Origin of the sequence: Bradyrhizobium diazoefficiens USDA 110 (genome assembly GCF_000011365.1) — a bacterium.
In the GTDB taxonomy this organism is placed as follows: Bacteria; Pseudomonadota; Alphaproteobacteria; order Rhizobiales; family Xanthobacteraceae; genus Bradyrhizobium; species Bradyrhizobium diazoefficiens.
In genome coordinates, this window is the sequence record NC_004463.1 from 4,071,489 (window position 1) to 4,089,007 (window position 17,519).

Here is a 17,519-nt window from a genome sequence, read left to right on the forward strand (position 1 = left end):
CAATGAACGCGCTCCATCAGCATGATCGCAGGACCAATGAGGTGTGGGAGCGCCTCGCGCTGGTCACGGATCCCGAGCTGGACGAACCGGTCACCGAGCTTGGATTCGTCGAGCGGGTCACGGTCGATCATGTTGATGGAGTCGACATCGTCTTTCGCCTGCCGACCTACTGGTGTTCGGCGAACTTCGCGTTCCTTATGGCCGACGATATGCGTCGGGCGGTGTCCTCGCTGGCTTGGGTTCGCGAAGCCCGCCCGCAGCTTCGGGACCATATGGTCGCCGAGGAGATCAACCGGGGCGTCCGCGAGGGTAGGTCGTTTGGCGAGGCGCTCAAGGATTTCGCAAGCGGCGGTTCACTTGACGATCTGCGGGAGAAATTCCGCCGCAAGGCGTTCGAGCGGCGCCAGGAGGTCATGATCCTGGCATTGCGCGGGCTGGGTTATGAGGATCCCGCGATTTGCCGCATGAGTCTGAGCGCGTTTGACGCGATCAACTTCGACTCGGAAGAAGTTGCGCGCCAGAAGCCGCGCTATCGCGAGCTTCTGGTTGAGCGGCGCCTCGCCGATCTCCCGGCCGATCCGGCCTTTGTTACCTACGATGGGGCCCCCATCAAGCGCCACGAAATGGCGTCGTATTTGCAGCGCTTGCGAGGCGTACGCATCAACATGGAGTTCAACAGCTCGTTATGCCGGGGCCTTCTTGCGGTGCGCTATCTCGAGCTGGACGCGGATCGCGCGGAGCAGACGCCAGCTCCGTGCGGAGGTTGCGGCAGTGGCTGCGCCGTGCGGTCTTCCGGATCGCCTGCAATGAACAAGCATTCCGCGGCGCTTGCGTGAGGTCGCGCTGATACGCGTGCGACCTGTGGGTGCCGACAAAACGGAGCGGACATCAAGTTCGCCCGGCCTGACGACCGAGAAACGATCACGTGGGAGTGAAACGCAATGCCAAAAGTCTTGCTGCATGACATAGAAGCTCGCCGCGCTCTTGCGCGTGGAGTCCAGAAGCTGGCCGCCGCGATCGAATCGACGCTCGGTCCCAAGGGCATGAACGCGATGGTCGACAGGCCGATCGGCACGCCCATCGTGTCGCGCGATGGCGTTACCATCGCCTCCGAGATCGAATTGCCGGATCGCTTCGAGAACATGGGCGCCCAGGTGGTACGCGAAGTCTCGATGCAGACCAACGAAGTCGCTGGCGACGGTACGACGACGGCGATGGTACTCGCGAACGGTCTCATTCAAGGCGGCGTCGCGGCCCTCGAGCGCGGCGCCAAGGCGGTCGATCTCTGCAAGGGGATCGACCGCGCCGTCGAAGTCGTCGTCGAGAGCCTGAAGAGCGCGGCAATTCCGGTCTCGGACCGCAGGACGCTACAGGCGGTGGCAACGATTGCGTCGACCGACTCTCATCTGGGCGATCTAATCGCCGAGGCGGTCGAGCGCGTCGGCAAGGATGGTATCATCAGTTCCGACTACGGGTTGACCACGAGTACGACGCTCGAGGTGGTCGAGGGCATGTCGTTCGACCGTGGCTACATTTCGCATCACATGGTAACGGACGTGGAGAAGATGGAGGTGGTGCTGGAACAGCCCTACATTCTCCTGACGGACCTGAAAATCAAAGCGCCGGGCGAGTTGGCGGCGGTGCGCGCGAGGGTCGCGGAGACCGGGAAGCCGCTTGTCATTGTCGCCGAAGAGATCGCCCCGGAAGTGGTTGTCACGCTGCTCGGCGAAGGCAACCGCGGCAAGGTTCTGGTGGTCAATCCGCCCGACTACGGCCACTGGCGCAAGGCCATGATGGATGACCTCGCCATCATCACCGGGGGGCGGGTCATCGCCCGCGAACTCGGGGGCATGCTGGAAGAGGCGAGCCTTGCCGACCTCGGCACTGCGCGGCAGGTTCGGGCCAGTGCGCGCGAAACGGTGATCATCCGGGGCGGCGGGGACGATGCGGCGATCGCCGCGCGCCGACAGCAGGTGGCCAAGCAGCACGATCTGGCGCCGCCGAACATCGAGCAGGACAAGCTCAAGGAACGCCTGGCTAAGCTCTCGGGTGGGACCGCCGTGATCTTTGCGGGCGGCGTCACGCCGGTCGAGCAGAAGCGTACGATCCAGTTGATCGACGATGCGCTCAGCGCGGCGCGTGCTGCGGCCGAGGAGGGCATCGTGCCGGGGGGCGGGACGGCATTGGCGCAGTGCGCGCCGGTGGTGGTGCGCGCCCTCGGCAACATCAACGGAGACCTGGGTGAAGGCATCAAGCTGGTGCGCGAGACCCTGTCGCGTCCTGCCGCTTTCATCGCCCGAAATGCCGGCCATGATGCGGCGAAGGTTGTGGCCGAGCTGCAAAGTTCGCGGGCCGGGGTCGGGTTCGACGCTGCAAACGGCGTGTTCATCGACATGGTATCTGCCGGCATCGTCGACCCGGTCAGGGTGACGTATACCGCGCTTCGAAATGCCGCTTCCGTGGCCACGCTGGTGCTGACGACCAACACGCTGGTTGCCGATGTGCCGGAGTATGTCGATCCGACGCAGGGTCCTGCGTTGGGCGGCGGGGCAGAAAAGCTTGGGCGGGCCTGAAGCAGATGAACGCGGTTCGCGTTCCGCCAGGGCGTCAATGGCCGACGTGGCGCGCCAAATACGGCGATGGCTTGACCGTCACGATCGAATGAATGGACGGTGACAACGATCTGGAAACAGCTACAATCTTGCGAGCTTCGGCATGAGCCCGAAGGAGGCAAATCATAAGCCTCCACGGTCATCCGACCAGCCGGGGCAGGAGGAACCGGGACATGGCCTACATCATCTCCAAGCGCGACGGTCCGCACCGCGAAGAGCTCAAGGCGAAGGACTTCCTTCAGAAGAACCGCACGAAGATCAATTCGCTCGCCAATCATCTGACGCTCGGGCGCTGGCAGGAGTTGCGCAATCCGACGCCTCCCTCTGAGCCTCAGCCGTCGGGCAAGCTTTGGTCCACGCCTCGGGCTCGCCCGAGGGAGATCGAGCCCTATGTTCGGATCAGCTATAACGGCCGCGTCGTGATTGCCGATCTCGCGTCAGGGCGGCAACTCCATTTTGTCGGTGAATTGCGCGGCGGCGGGCAATCGCGACACTTCGCTCTGGCGACGCGAGAGAATGGGATCTTCGAGCCGCTCGATGTCGAATTGCACAGGGTCCTGATAGACCTTGAGGGAGTGAGCGTACCCGATGAGGCGTCGGAAGCGCGCCTGGAGCAGATCATCTCAGGCCGTCTCGGTTTGGATGCGATCGCCAGAACGGTCGAATGATCTGCGTAAGCCGAGCCGGTGAGAGCACGATCTCATTGGCCCGGCTCATGTCGTTTCTGCTGATCAAGCTGCTGTTTGCCAATATAGGTTTGGTGCTCCAATGCTGACGGAAACCTTCATGGCTAAGCCGCCGTTTTCCCTGGAAGGCTACAAAATCCCGGAGGCCGCGGATGCGGAGCAGGGACGGCCGTATGATGAACGGGAGACCAACAAGGCGTGGGAAAACTTCCTGACATTCGGAGATGCAAAGCGCGAGAGCGCTCTGGTGCGAGGCATCATCGAAGAATCATGGCAGCGCAGCATCAAGTCGGGGGTCAACGCCCATTGCAGGGGCAGCAGCTTCGTGACTTCGCCGGACGATCTCTATGAGCTGCGTCTGAAGAACGATGATCTGCTAGGCTCCAGCGCCCAGACTTTCCGCCGCGTTGCGGAAGTACTTGGCGATGCGGCCACAATGCTGGTCATCACCGACAGGAATGGTGTCGTGCTTGATGTCGGGGGCGATCAGAGGACGATCGATGCCGGGCACGATATTCGCCTCGAAGTCGGCGCCGCCTGGGGAGAGACGGTGACCGGCACCAACGGCATTGGCACGGCGCTCGTCACAGGAAAGCCGGTTCATGTCCACGCCGCGGAGCATTTTTCCGAGGGCATCAAGGCCTGGACCTGCGTCGGTAGCCCCATTCGTAGCCCGATCGACGGCAGCATCATAGGCATCATCGATTTTTCCGGCCCCCAGGCGATCTTTCATCGTCACAATGTCGCGCTGGCGGTGATCGCGGCCAATCATATTGAGCTTGCGCTCTCGGAGAAGATTCGGCTCGAAAGAATACGCCTGCTCGAGGCAAGCATTTGTCGAATGCCAGGGATGGGCAGTGCCGACGGCGTGGTGATCCTGGATCGGTTTGGTCGGGTCGTCCATCACAACGATATGGCGTCGGCTCGCTGGCGGCGGATCACGCAGTCTCGTGAGTTGAGCATTGGGTCACAGATCCTTCCAAGTCGCGAAGGCCTGTTGGGCGAAGACTTGGCCGAGGGGTTGCCCGAGGAGCTGCGGGAGCAGCGGATCGAGCCACTGATCGTTGACGGGGTCGTGAAGGGCGCAATGCTCGTGCTTGCTTCGAAGCCGCGAACCCATCCTGCTGCATCCGAGATGTCGCCGACAGCCCGCACTGCCCTGATGTCGGCAAAGGAAGCGATCGTCGGATGCAGCGAGGCACTGCTGGACGTGGTGCAGAAAGTTGAGCGGGCGGCCCTCGGCCGGACCGCGATCCTGCTCGAGGGCGAGACGGGCGTCGGCAAGGAACTGTTCGCCCGCCTGGTTCATGCCGCCAGTCTGAAGACGGGCAAGGAGCCGTTCGTTGCCTTCAATTGCGGTGCGGTGTCGAAAGAGTTGCTCGGCGGCGAATTGTTCGGGCATGCGCCGGGCGCTTATACCGGCGCTACGCGCGAGGGAAGGCCCGGGCGGTTCGAATTTGCCAATGGCGGCGTGCTCAGCTTAGACGAGATCGGCGAGATGCCGATGGACCTGCAACCCTACCTGCTCCGTGTGCTGGAAGAGCGCGCGGTGTACAGACTGGGTGACAGCAAGGCGCGCCCGGTGGACGTTCGGCTGGTGGCGTCGACCAATCGGAATTTGAAGCAGGAAGTGGCCGAGGGACGTTTCCGCAAGGATCTGTACTTCCGGATCGGCGTCGTCAAGTTCACCATCCCGCCGCTCCGCGATCGGCTGGGCGATGTCGAGATCCTGATCGATCACTTCAACAGGCAATTCGCCACGATCTACAGCACCCAGCCGCTGCGGTTCGAGGCGGCCACTATGGAGTTGCTGCGCCGCTATTCCTGGCCGGGAAACGTTCGCGAGCTGCGTAATCTGATTGAGAACCTCGTGCTGATGACGATCACCGGTATCGTCACTCCCAGGGACCTGCCAGAGGATTTCGTGGAGGTGGCGCCGGCTCAACCTCCCTCAATCTCCGTGCAGTCGGAGAATAGCGCGACGGGATCGGAGAGTGACGAGATCGCGCGCTTTGACGAGATGGAACGTCGTGCCATCGAGAGAGCCGTCGCAAACGCCGGCGGCAATATTGCCGCTGCCGCGGAAAAGCTGGGGCTTTCGCGCGCTACGCTGTACCGCAAGTTGCACCAATACCGTTCCCGGACCTAGCGATCGGGGGCTGGCATGGCGGCTGTCTGGGATGAACAAAAGGGCGGGGAAGGTCCGGCCCCCGCGGCGACGCTGGCCTCGCAGATCCTTGCGCGCGCCGACCGCGACGTCACTTTCGTGATGCGCCTGGTTGGCGAAAGCCAAAGCTCGCTGGTGCGACATTTCATCATGTTCATCGAGACCGAGCTCGCAAAGCGCGGCATGAGCTACAGCGTACATCCGCTACTGCGCCCTTTCGTCGAAACGCATGCACGCGAGCTGTCGGATTTCGTATTGCAGGGTATCGGCTTGCGGCATCAGTTCGGCCTCCAGACCATCGAGACGATGGCGGGCGATCCTGCGCGGTTGCTGAGGGTCGATTTGTGGGACTCGCTGCAATCTCACGTTAATGACGCGCAGCAACACTTCGTATCCGATGCCCGGGGCCTCCAGCGGATCCTGGATCAAATCGAATCGAGCGCATGAGTGTCGATCCGGAAGTCCTTGTCGAAATGCTGAAGGAGCGGTTGTTCGTCGTTCAGCAGATATCGGCCGCTCAATCGTGGAACCTTCTGAACCGTCAGCTTGCTGGTGGAGCAGAATTCGAGATTCAGAGGATTGAGCAGGAGATTGCGGCGACAGGCGGTTCGCATGCGTTCGCCTACGCTATCGAGGAAGCGCACGAGCGCTTGAAAGAAGCAAAGGCCGGAATGGCAACATGCGACGCCAAATGCGCCGTGCTGGAACGACGCCTTGGAGAACTCGACAGGTGTATTGCGACCGGCAGGTGAGACGACCGATGGACACGATGGAAGCTGAGACCGCTAGGCTCTATGAACTGCTTGGTCGGCATTGGACCATGGGGGCGCTCGTTACGAACGCGACGTTCGACGCTGCGGGACAGGCAGTGGCGTTCGCGCTTGCAGACGGCTCTCTAGCCATCGCTCCGCTGGCCGATAGCGATCCGCCGAAAGATCGCTATCGTATGGCCTTGGACGGCGGCCGGTCGACGATCTCCCCGCGGCGGAATCCGGTCCCGCCGTTGACGAAAGTCGTCATCAGTGATGCTTCGCTTCATCTCGCCTCGATCGAGCCTTCGGGCTTCATCGCAAGCGATGGCAGCCAGTTATTGCATGTGTCGGCATCCGGTGTCACCCGACAAGCCGCGAAGCTCGGGGCACCGATTGATCTCGTCGCCCCGGTGCATGCCGGCGGCATTCTGGCTGCTTCCGGCGAGTCGGTCATATACTGCGATTCCAACGGCGAGGTCGGATGGCTTCAGAAGCGTGCGGGAGGCCGTTCATCCGCGATGGCCGTCTCGCCAGACGGTCGGAGCTTCGCGATAGGAGCTGACGGTTGCCTGCTCGTGCGTGCCTTCGGACCGCGGCCTGAGCCCACCGTCTCAATGGCCTTGGGCTCAATCTCGAGCTTGTCGTGGAGTCCCGACGGAAGCTGGTTGGCGATGTCCGTCGCAGAAGTTGGCATCGTGCTGTTGCGCCCTTGCCGATGCGCGGACCGTCCGGATGTCCGGCTATCCTGCGGGCGTTACGTCTCTTTCGTGGAGTGCAGACTCGCGCGTTCTTGTTACGAGCGGGGCCTACCGCTTGATCGCATGGGACGTTTCCAGCCTCGACGACGGAAGCGAGCAGCCGACGAGCCTCAGCACCGGTCGTGGCGGATTCATCCTCGTCAAGGCGGTAGATATGCACCCCGGGCGTCCCCTGGTCGCGGCAGGGTACAGCGACGGCAGGGTCGTCGTCGCGAGGATCGGACATCCCGACGAATTGGTTGTCAAACCGCCCGGTGGGGGCGCCGTCCAAGCCCTTCGATGGTCCGCCGATGGCCAGCATCTTGCAGTCGGAACGTGCGGCGGAGAAGCGGCGATCGTGACGTTTCCGCCGCAAATCTTCAAGTAACAGCGAACCGGGGCGGAGAGCCTTGCGAGCACCAGGAGGAAATCCATGACAGTAGCACGATTGCTAAATGAAGCCGAAAGTAAGGATCAGTTCTTCAAAGAGCTGGCGGAACTATCGGAGCGCATGATCGCCGCGCACGGAAAAGAGTTCTCGATGGGCGCCTTGGTGCTGGCGGCGAGGTTCATCGTCGAAAATAGGGCGTTCGAGCGAAGCGCAGCAACACAGTGACGTGTCGTCTTACTGCATACGATCGCGGCAGCGGCGGGTGCGGTAGGCCATGGCGGAGCTATTTTCGTCAAACACGCCGAGCGGACGTGCCCCTCTAGTGCCCCGGCTTTTCCGGGGCACGTAGTCGAACTTGACCATTCCCAGCTCGATGACTTCGTCTTCATGTTGATCTAGGCCAGTCGTCTCGACATCAATCAGGATGCCAGTTTTGGTCACTTACTCGTCGGATGGAGTGAAAGCTTCCCGACGCACCAAGCGCCGAAGCACACGATGGTCGGAGGATTTGGCCAATGCCTCGGCCATGGCGGCCAGGGGCAGGTCCTCTAGCATTGGGGGTTTCGATCCTCGGGCTACAGCTGCCCTGCATCGCGGCTGGATCTATCACGGAGGCTCAGTTGGCGCTTACCCGGAGTTATTCTTAGAAAGCGTTCTATTACGTAAATAGCTGATTTTACCGGCGCGCCGGACACGAGTCGAACGTGTGACCTTTGCCTTCGGAGGCAATTGTCACTCTTCGCGGCCAGCGTTGGAATGGCGCGTTCAAGCAAGCACAAGAGCCGGGTGTCGCGTGCTCTCACAACCACCGATTCCCGGGCGGCGCAGTTTGCAGCCGAAGGTGCGGAGGTACGATTGTCGATATGGCGGGCTCGGGCCTTTTTGCTGGAGCTAGCTCAAACTTGCCCATGATGGATCGGAGCGAGAGTTCAATATTTTCAGTTGGTTAGAGGGCGGCATGTGCACGATGTGTGCACCGGGAGATCAAGAAAAATCTCTTCACAGCTAACGTGATCAGGCCTAGGGCACCTTCAAGAAGACTCTCGCTATATTGGCGACGACTTCCAGTAGTTGCTCGACAACCCCGTGACCGACCGGGCGACAATCCCGAACTCGACACAATAGGCGCGGATCAAGTTGATGACGGCAGTCTGCTGGCGGATGAAGAGACGGTCTGCGCCCCAGTTATAGGCGTGCCGCGAGTTGCGTAGATCTTTCCGTCATCACATCCACGATCAAGGCTTCTCCGATCAATCGGTTCAGCTCTTGGATCCCTACTTAGTTCATCTGTGCAAACGTAGGCTTGCTCTCTGTGCTGTCGATGATACCGCGAATTTCTGCGTCCCTCGCGATCAGGCTCGACATCCGCCAGAACAGATGCGCGAGCCGGGTGAAGATCAACCGCTCGCGCTCCGTGGGCGTGGCGTCGTCAGGGACGGTCACGGTCTCGAGCCCGACCACGCGGCGGCAGTCCGGCCAGATCGCGATCGATTGCGCGATCGCCGAAAAGCAGCGCGGGTCCTCGCTGTCATCGTGCGACGCCGGAAGACCGGGATACTGCACCGGCGCGACATGGAATTTGTAGGCGCCGTGGCCGAGCCGAAGCAGGAATTTCTGGGACACGGGAATGTCGTTAGCAAAGGAGACCAGGCGGGCGTTACGCAGGATGTCGGGTGCGATGGCGGCAAGATCCAGGGCGGAGAGCGCGGAGCAGAAGGCGAGATCCGGATTAAACTCGCGCAGCAGATTTGCGAGCGGGCGCTGCTGCTGGACGGTCTGGGTAAGCAGGATGATGGTCTTGAGCATGGTGCTGATGTCCGTCAGGGAAAGAGATGGCAGGCGGTCATGACCGCGTGATCGGCGGTGTGATATGCATGCGCGGCGAAGAAATCGCGCGGAATCGACTGGCCCGGCGCAATCTCAAGGATGCGATAGCGCGCCTGCTGTGCCGCCGCCTGGGCAGCACCGAGATCGTCCTTCAGGGCGCACAACGATAGCTCGAAACGCTTGTATCCGCCGCAATCGGCTGCAAAGGCGCCGGTTACGGCCTCCACCGTGGCGGCCACCGCGCGGGCGTCATTGGCCTCGATGTCGCGCAGGATCACGGCGACGCCGTTCTCGTTGGCGGCTTCCGACGTCATGACCATGAAGGCGTCGCGCGCGCCGGTTCGGCCCGCACGGCGCGCTGCGCGGACGAGGCCGGCGAAGCCCGGATCGGGGCCGAGGCTGGTCGTCGTGGTCTGCTCGCTGTGCAGGATGGTGGCGCGTGCGGCGGCGAGGTCGCCTTTCATGGCGTGGTAGGAGCGCGGCAGCCACACCGTGTCGAGCGGCCCTTCCGAGGAGGTGAGGCCCCAGGCCTGGTCGAGCAGATAGCCGTCCCAGATTGACGGATATGACGCCGCGAGATGGTGCCAACTCCGCAGCAACTGCCCGGCGCGCGCGGTGCGGCCGAGATAAAGCGTGCGCGCCGACATTTCCCAGCGGTTCCATTTGTGGAGCGCGACGTCGCAGCCGAGCGCCGACGGCAGCAAGGGCGCCTCGCACAGGGTTGCGCCGGCTTCGACGAACAGTAGCGGCTCGCTGTAGCGTTGCCACATCCGGGCCAGGAACTCGGCCTTCTCGAAACAGAGCACTTGTTCGCCGAGCTCGGCCGCGACCGGCTCGATATGCGAATCGAGCTCCAACTCGTCGAGCGATCGGCGCAGGCTGCGAATGTCGTCGGGATCGCTGCCGAATGGATAATAGGAGACGATGCGCGGCCGGATCGTGGCGCCATCGGCGCTCGCTGACAGCTTTGACCAGCCGATGCCGCCCCACCACAATTCGTGCGGGCCCTCGGCGCTCGGGCTGACCGTGCCAAACTCGGTGAGTTTCGACTTGAGGAAGTCGAAGCCGGGATTTTCGCCGAAGGGAATGGCGACGGCGCAGCCGGAATGCAGCGAGCGATAGAACAGCTCGGCCGCGGCACCGCTCGGCGGCTCCGTCAGGACGATGACCCCGCCGTGACGCAGCCCCTCATAATGGCCGCCGAGCGTCGGAGCGCCGTAGCGGTCCACCAGCCAGGCGAGGCGGTTCCGCTGGATCCGGCCGAGCCGGATGTTCGCCGACCGCAGGAGGTTGTCGAGCTTTGCGTGCGTGTCGTCGGTCAATTCCCGTGCCCCCTTGCGTCATGCCGGCCCGTACACTCCAACGGCCGAGGGGGTTAATCCGGGCGCACTAATCGCGATGGTCCGCGTGACCGAGTGGGGTGATGGCCACCGAATAGATCGCGATCTCGCGTGCCAGCGGGCCGACCGGGATCTGCAGGCGACCTTCGTCGTCCGTAGCGTGATAGGAGGCTCCGGTCAGCGTCAGGCCCGCATAGGTCAACCGTTCCGCCGGGACGCCCGCCACGTCCTGGCTCTCGGCGGCGTCGCGAACGCTGTCGCCGAGCTGCATGGTCACGCCGTGAAGCTGACCGTCGCGCGCGGCCTTCGCCAGCGGCAGCGCGATCATGGCGATGGCCATGGCGCGCGATACCGGAATGCGCAGGCGCAGTTCGCCAAGTCCGGTGCGGAACATGGTGACGGTTTCGACCGCGGCGTCACCATTCGCCCGGAACAGTCCCACCTGCAACGCGCCGCAAGGCGTCTCCTCGAAGACATCGGCGGGCAAGCGGTTCGCTCCGAACAAGGCGTAGAGATAGGCGTGCGACGGGGACAAGCCAGCAAAGCTGCCCGCAAGCCACATCGGCGGCGCGGCCGAGGTGCACGCGGCGGTTAGGCCTCGCGCGGTGAGTTGATCGCGGATGAAGCCCGTGTCGAGCATCGGCGCCAACGCGTGCGTCCCGAGGTTGATGTCGTGCTTGAGCTCGCCGAGCAACGCCAGTTCGTCGTCGTCCGGGAGCAGCAGGAGCCGCGCCAACGTCGCCGCGCTCCAGCGCGCTGCGATATCGGGCGCCGCATGGGGCTCGAGCCCGATGGCGGCAGCAATTTTGCCAGCGTTTGCCGCATAGGCGAGCGCGCCCGCCTGGATCTCCGAGGCCAGAGCAATCTGGACTCCCGGTCGCGGATTGATCTCGCGCAGCACCTGCGCGCCGTCGTAATCGCGCACCGAGCCGTCGGCAGAGCAGCAGATCTGCTCGAGTAGGGCCACGTTGCGGATCAGCATGCGCTTGACGTGCGGGGTGACCACGAGATCGGAGATGAAGCCTTTAGCGGTATCGCAGTCGGCAAGATCGTCAAGAGTGTCGTCAAGCGAGATCAAATAGGCGCCGTGCAGGCGGATCGCGATGCCCTCCTGGTCGAAGATGCGGCGCAGCGCCTTCTGGACGCTGCCGGAATAGCCGAGATCGGCCAGCACGAGATCGGTGCAGCGATCGAAATCCGGGATGACATGCCGGAGATAAGCAAGCAGCCGGGCGCGCTGGCCTGCGGCAAGCTTGGTGATCTCCCGCGCGTCCATCAGCTCGGGCAGGGCATCCGCCAGCGCAGCGCCGGTCGCGATCCCGTTGGGACATTGTGCGAAGAAGTCCGCGACTGCTGATGGCAGCACTTTCAGCATGTCGCGAAAGGTCGGCGCGTCGATCTTCAAGACTTTTCCGAGCAGGTCGAGCAGCGGCTGCATGGTGTCAGCCGAGGCGATCAGGCTGACGCGGCGGTTGATTTCGACATAGGCGGATGCGGCGTCACGACCGCTGTGCCAAATCCGGTGCGACAGAAAGCCGTCGCGCCCGAGGAAGCCGACGGCGACCCGCCGGCCGGGCTCCTCGAGCTCCGCGCAGCGATCAGCAACGAAGACGTCGAACGCCGTCATGATCGGGCCGAGGACCGTCAACCCCAAGTGATAGGCCGGCGGCCTCTCCGCGCTGCGCGCCGCCACCATGCGCCGCAGCGTACGCGCGCCATGGTCAAGCCGCGCAGGCTGCCCCGGGCACAGCAGCTCGAATATCGCGGTCTCGCGCTGGAATCTTGACGCGAGTTGCTGACCGGCCTGCGGATAATAGCGCGGGCGGATGCCGTGGCGCTTCGCGCCCTTGATGTCGGCGCGGTCATTGTCGCCGATATGAAAGGATGCTGCCGGATCAACGTTCTGCTCAGTGAGGTATGTTGCGAACAACGTTTCGCTCTTGCTGCTGCCGTGGTCGCAGGACGCATAGAGGAAGTCCCAGGACAATCCCGGACGGCAGGCGCGCAACAGGCGCGCGAGCTGGTCCGAGTTCCAATAGGTGTCGGAGATGAACCCGACCCGATGGCCCAAATGCTTCATGTCCAGATATTGCCGGAGCATGTCCGGGTTGACGCGGCAGAGCTCGAGCTCGGCCTCGAACTCGGCGTCGACGAGATCGCGCAGATGTGCGCGCTTCAGGCCGAACAGCCTGAACGGAAAGAAGGAATAGATGTCGTCGATGTGCACTTCGCTGGTCCCCCGCGTCTCCTTCGCGGTCCGGCGTGCACGTGATTCGGCCTGCATGCGATGCTGAACGAAACTGGCGGAAACATTCGGACAAGTTCTTGAAATGCCCGATAGCTCGTAAGTCCTTTCAAACACACCATCCGGCGTCGTGCAGGCGCGCATCAGAAACGTATCGAAAACATCGAACGACCAAGCAGAAACAATTTGCGCGCGACGCTGTGCGTCGACCGTTGCGACGTTCATCCCGAAATTCTCCGCCAATCGAAGCGATCAACGTGCGTGCGGACGAATTCAGGCGTGCGATGGCGAAAATAATCGATGTGCGATTCGAAATCGCGCATCTCGCGCCTGACAGAATAGAAAAATCCGCTAGGTTCGAATTGTGATTCGGCAAAAACTGCCGAGTGAAAAAGTTGTCTCGCGTTCGTTTCCACTCGGAAACAATCGATCATTCGCACGCGTGTCGCGTGATGGGTGCGATCAGTTCAGTGCCGCGTAATCACAGCGTTTTTGTGCAGCTCTGTTCGAGATGAATGATCCGCGATGATGCGAGACGATGTCGATGATTGCAGAACGAGTGCGCGCTTCGCCGCACGCCGTCGGCAATCTTTGCCGGCCGGCCGGCAAAAGCTTCCAACTAACATCTTGAAAAATAACGAAAATTATGCGCCTGGATTGTTTTCGCCTCGCGTTCAACGCCTGGAAGCCGTGTGGAAGATGCGCCGCCGGCATTGCGGGTTGGAGATTGCGGGATGAGTTTTGCGGTGGACGTTTTTGCTCGCGCCGAAGCCGAGATCGCGACGACGATCACGAGCGAAGCGAACGCACCGGTGATCGCGTCGGCTTCGATCGCGCCTGACGGCGAGCCGGTCGCGGCCGATGTCGTGTTCGACGAGGACAGCGAGCTTCTCGATCGGCTTGCCGCTGACGATGAGACCGCCTTCCGGATGCTTGTCGAGCGGCACATCGATCGTGCCTATGCGATCGCGCTGCGCATCGTCGGCAACGCGGCGGACGCCGAGGACGTGGTGCAGGACAGCATGCTGAAGATCTGGAGTCATCGCGGCCGCTGGCAGCATGGCCGCGCAAAGTTCTCGACCTGGCTCTATCGCGTCATCTCCAACCGCTGCATCGACCTCCGCCGCAAGCCGCGCACCGAGAATGTCGATACCGTGCCCGAGGTCGCCGACGGACGGCCGGATGCATCGCGCGTGATCGAGCGCAACGAGCTGAACGGCATGCTGGAAGAGGCGATGCAGCGGCTGCCGGAGCAGCAGCGGATCGCGGTGATCCTGTCGTATCATGAGGACATGAGCAACGGCGAGATCGCAGAGGTCATGGACTCTACCGTGGCCGCGGTGGAATCGCTCCTCAAGCGCGGACGTCAGCAACTGCGCCAGCTCCTGCGGCGGCACGAACGCGACATCCGCACCGCGTTTACCGACTGCTAACCATAAAATCCGGCTCTCGAAAGATTTCCCGCCTGATCGTTCGGCGCTCCTTCGTTTGAGCGGGTGGACGGGGCTGCGCCCGCGTCGTCGTAAGTCTTTCCACGATGCGGCACGTCATGCCCATCAGCACAGGAGCTTCCAATGCCCGCAATCAACACCAATACCGCCGCCAATGCCGCGGTCCGCTATCTCAACGTCAATTCCGCGCAGGAAACCAGCTCGCTCTCAAAACTGTCGAGCGGCTCGCGCATCACATCCGCCTCCGACGACGCCGCCGGTCTGGCGATCTCCACGCGCATCTCGTCCGACGTCACCACGCTGCAGCAGGCGGCAACCAACGCCTCGCAGGCGACGGCGATCCTGCAGACCGCGGACGGCGGCGCCTCCAACATCTCCGACATTCTCGCGCGCATGAAGTCGCTGGCCTCCGAATCCGCCTCGGGCACCACGACTGATTCCAGCCGCGCCTACATCAACTCGGAATTCTCGCAGCTCACCAGCGAAATCGATTCGATCGCCAGCGGCACCCGCTATTCCAGCCAGAGCCTGCTCGACGGCTCCAGCGTGTTTGCTTCCGGCGTCTCTGTCCTGGTCGGTTCGTCCGGCTCCGATACCATCACCATCACGCTGTCGAGCCTGACGGCTTCCTCGCTCAGCGTCACCTCGCTCGACGTCAGCACCCAGTCGGGCGCGACCTCGGCGCTGACCACGCTGGACACCGCCATCGACACCGTCTCGGCCGCGCGCGCCAGCATCGGCGCCCAGGAGTCGCGCTTCAATTTCAGCGCCGACTCGATCTCGACGCAGACCCAGAACCTGCAGAACGCCAACTCCGCGATCAAGGACGTCGACATCGCGGCCGAGCAGTCGAAGCTGTCGTCGGCCGAGGTAAAGACCCAGGCTGCTGTGTCGGCGCTGGCGGCCGCGAACCAGATGCCGCAGTACCTGCTCAAGCTGCTCGGCTAAGCGTTCGCGTTGATCATGATCTGACCGGGCCGGCAAGAGGCCGGCCCGGCACCTTCCAGGGATCGCCAGGCACGTGACCAGCGTCAGTTCGAGCACCAGCAGCACCAGCACGACCAGCTCGGGGGTCTCGATCACCACGAGCGGCACGACCAATTCGAGCAGCGTCGACTGGTCGGCGCTGATCCAGTCCGCCGTTGACGCCAAGACGGCGCAGGCGACGACGATCTCGACGTCGATCACCAGCAACCAAGCCAAGATCTCGGCCTATCAGACGCTGCAGAGCGACCTGAAGACGCTGTATTCCGGGCTGGCATCGCTCGCGACGTCGGTGGTCAATTCACTCGCCACCAACGCTTTCTCGACCCGTTCCGCAAGCATCAGCTCAACCGGCGACGCCAGCGCATCGTCGACGCTGTCCATGAGCATCAAGAGCGGGCCGCCACTGGCGACCATACGCTGACCATCAGCCAGCTCGCGGTCGCGCACAAGGTGGTGGGCACCTCGCAGTCGAGCCAGACCGCCGAGCTCGGCTATTCCGGCACCTTCTCGCTCGGCCTCGCGGGCGGTTCGACATCCGATATCACGGTGACCAGCACGATGTCGCTGCAGGACGTCGTCGATGCCGTCAATGCCCAGACCTCGACGACCAATGTGCAGGCCTCGATCGTCCAGGTGTCGAGCGGCTCCTATGAGATGGTGCTGACGGGCACGGCGGACGCCGCCGACATCACCTATTCCAGCACGTCAGGCGACGATATCCTCAGCAAGCTGGGCGTAACCGACAGCTCAGGGGCCTTCACCGACGTGCTCCAGGCGGCGCAGTCGGCCGAATTCACCCTCGACGGCATCGCGATGACCCGCGACACCAACGACATTTCCGACGTGCTGACCGGGGTCACCTTCAACCTGCTCCAGGCCACGCCGGACGGGACGTCGCTGAACGTCAGCATCGAGACCGACACCAGCCAGATCCAGTCGGCGCTCGAGACCTTCGTCACCAACTACAATGCGTTTCGTGACGAGGTCATCGCCCAGCAGGCGACGGGCACTGACGGCACGGCATCCTCGAGTGCAGTGCTGTTCGGCGACGGCACCATGCGCAACATCATGGACGCGCTTCAGAACAGCCTGAACAGCACCGTCCGCGGACTGACGATGGCCGATCTCGGCCTGTCGTTCAACGAGAACAACGAGCTCGAGCTCGACACCTCGACACTGTCGGATGTCCTGAGCACCAATCTGAGCGGCGTGACAAAGCTGCTGTCGGCGCAGACCACGACGTCGTCTAGCCAGCTCAGCGTCGTCAACACCGGGACGTCGCCGCAATCCTTCACCCTGGATCTGACGGTGGATTCCGACGGCAATCTCACCTCGGCCTCGGTCGGCGGCGATTCCTCGCTATTCACGGTCAGCGGCACCTCGATCATCGGCGCGTCCGGATCGATCTATGCTGGCATGGCCTTCACCTATAGCGGCTCGACCTCGCAGTCGATCACGGTGACGTCGACGTCAGGTCTCGCCACGCAGCTCTATCAGCTCGCGAAGAACTATTCCTCGTCGAGCGGTGCGTTGCAAACCCTGATCACCAATCTGACGACACGCGACGACGATCTGCAGCAGAAGGTCGACGACATCAACAGCGCGGCGTCGACGCTGCAGTCCCAGCTCCAGACCCAATATGCGAAGTATCAGGCGGCGATCGAGAGCTCCAACAGCACGCTGACCTATCTGAAGGCGCTGCTGAACTCGTCGAGCAATTGATAGCGTGGAACCGAGTGAGTGATGATGCATAACCAGATGGCGTACTTGGCCAACCAGGCCTATCGGGGAGCGGCGACCACGGTGCCGCCGCTGAAGGCGGTGTCGATGCTGCTCGGCGGGGCCGCCACCTTCCTGCAGAAGGCACTCGTGGCCCAGGAGTCGCGGCGCTTCGAGGAAGGACATGAGCACCTGATGAAGGCGACCGCCATCCTGCGCGGGCTCAGCCACAATCTCGATTTCACCAATGGCCGGGACGTCGCCGAGCGGCTCTACCAGACCTACAACGCGCTCATCCTGGCGAGCCTGAGGGCCTATGGTCGGCCGGACGCCCGCGAGAGCTTTCGGCGGATCATCGCCGGCCTGGCCGAGATGCGCGAGGCGTGGGAATTCGTCGATGCGGCGAGCCGGGGCGGCAAGGCCGATTCGGCTCCGTCACGGTAGCGGCCGGGCGGTTTCATAGATCCCGTGAATAACCGGGGGCGAGGGGGTCCGGGCGGCTGTTTTCGCGGCCGTTCCGGCCGTGCTGGCGCGGCTTGGCGCGGATCACAGCGCGAATTCGGTTTCCGGCGCGCAAGCAATGCTTTATGACGGGCTTGGCGAGG

General features: G+C 62.9%; 15 protein-coding genes and 1 pseudogene. 12 read left to right on the forward strand and 4 right to left on the reverse strand.

All coding sequences use genetic code 11. The features are described from left to right. Positions 1–2 precede the first annotated feature (2 nt). The 8 genes from BJA_RS18225 to BJA_RS18260 all read left to right on the forward strand — a co-directional run bounded on the left by BJA_RS18225 (position 3) and on the right by BJA_RS18260 (position 7,570). Entirely contained in the window at positions 3–836 is an 834-nt protein-coding gene (locus tag BJA_RS18225; protein ID WP_011086463.1) for an iron-sulfur cluster assembly protein, read from the forward strand. Between the two features lie 105 nt (positions 837–941). Further along, the gene (locus BJA_RS18230) at positions 942–2,573 is read left to right on the forward strand and encodes a molecular chaperone GroEL (RefSeq protein ID WP_011086464.1); all 1,632 of its coding nucleotides are present in this window, start codon (positions 942–944) and stop codon (positions 2,571–2,573) included. 212 nt (positions 2,574–2,785) lie between these two features. Continuing rightward, positions 2,786–3,280, forward strand: coding sequence for a hypothetical protein (locus tag BJA_RS18235; protein ID WP_011086465.1), 495 nt, complete (start codon positions 2,786–2,788; stop codon positions 3,278–3,280). 100 nt (positions 3,281–3,380) lie between these two features. Continuing rightward, a complete protein-coding gene (locus tag BJA_RS18240) occupies positions 3,381–5,447 on the forward strand; it encodes a sigma-54-dependent Fis family transcriptional regulator (RefSeq protein WP_011086466.1) in 2,067 nt (688 codons plus the stop codon). 15 nt (positions 5,448–5,462) lie between these two features. Then, positions 5,463–5,912, forward strand: coding sequence for a hypothetical protein (locus BJA_RS18245; protein WP_011086467.1), 450 nt, complete (start codon positions 5,463–5,465; stop codon positions 5,910–5,912). Then, positions 5,909–6,217, forward strand: a complete 309-nt coding sequence (locus BJA_RS18250; protein WP_063921443.1) for a hypothetical protein — start codon at positions 5,909–5,911, stop codon at positions 6,215–6,217. Before BJA_RS18245 ends, BJA_RS18250 begins: the two co-directional genes overlap by 4 nt. Positions 6,218–7,030: 813 nt before the next feature. Next, entirely contained in the window at positions 7,031–7,342 is a 312-nt protein-coding gene (locus tag BJA_RS43095; protein ID WP_244423866.1) for a hypothetical protein, read from the forward strand. Between the two features lie 45 nt (positions 7,343–7,387). Then, positions 7,388–7,570 (forward strand): hypothetical protein, encoded by a 183-nt coding sequence (locus tag BJA_RS18260; protein WP_028170767.1) that lies wholly within the window; start codon positions 7,388–7,390, stop codon positions 7,568–7,570. Between the two features lie 9 nt (positions 7,571–7,579). Here the strand turns inward: BJA_RS18260 and BJA_RS43100 are convergent, their stop codons facing one another. The 4 genes from BJA_RS43100 to BJA_RS18280 form a co-directional block, all read right to left on the reverse strand. Beyond that, complete coding sequence (locus tag BJA_RS43100) at positions 7,580–7,786, reverse strand: exonuclease domain-containing protein (RefSeq protein ID WP_011086470.1); 207 nt, start codon at positions 7,784–7,786, stop codon at positions 7,580–7,582. A gap of 837 nt (positions 7,787–8,623) precedes the next feature. Further along, a complete protein-coding gene (locus BJA_RS18270) occupies positions 8,624–9,151 on the reverse strand; it encodes a hypothetical protein (RefSeq protein WP_011086471.1) in 528 nt (175 codons plus the stop codon). Between the two features lie 14 nt (positions 9,152–9,165). After that, complete coding sequence (locus tag BJA_RS18275; RefSeq protein WP_038966210.1) at positions 9,166–10,494, reverse strand: hypothetical protein; 1,329 nt, start codon at positions 10,492–10,494, stop codon at positions 9,166–9,168. Between the two features lie 67 nt (positions 10,495–10,561). Beyond that, the gene (locus tag BJA_RS18280; RefSeq protein ID WP_011086473.1) at positions 10,562–12,982 is read right to left on the reverse strand and encodes a hypothetical protein; all 2,421 of its coding nucleotides are present in this window, start codon (positions 12,980–12,982) and stop codon (positions 10,562–10,564) included. A 509-nt stretch (positions 12,983–13,491) separates the two neighbouring features. Between BJA_RS18280 and BJA_RS18285 the strand changes: the two genes are divergently transcribed. The 4 genes and pseudogenes from BJA_RS18285 (at position 13,492) to fliS (ending at position 17,358) form a co-directional block, all read left to right on the forward strand. After that, complete coding sequence (locus BJA_RS18285; RefSeq protein ID WP_011086475.1) at positions 13,492–14,190, forward strand: RNA polymerase sigma factor; 699 nt, start codon at positions 13,492–13,494, stop codon at positions 14,188–14,190. A gap of 141 nt (positions 14,191–14,331) precedes the next feature. Next, entirely contained in the window at positions 14,332–15,156 is an 825-nt protein-coding gene (locus tag BJA_RS18290; protein WP_011086476.1) for a flagellin, read from the forward strand. A 73-nt stretch (positions 15,157–15,229) separates the two neighbouring features. Further along, a pseudogene (gene fliD / locus BJA_RS18295) lies at positions 15,230–16,917 on the forward strand (flagellar filament capping protein FliD). A gap of 21 nt (positions 16,918–16,938) precedes the next feature. Further along, positions 16,939–17,358: a flagellar export chaperone FliS gene (fliS, locus tag BJA_RS18300; protein WP_038966213.1), complete on the forward strand. Its 420-nt coding sequence runs from the start codon at positions 16,939–16,941 to the stop codon at positions 17,356–17,358. Positions 17,359–17,519: the final 161 nt, after the last annotated feature.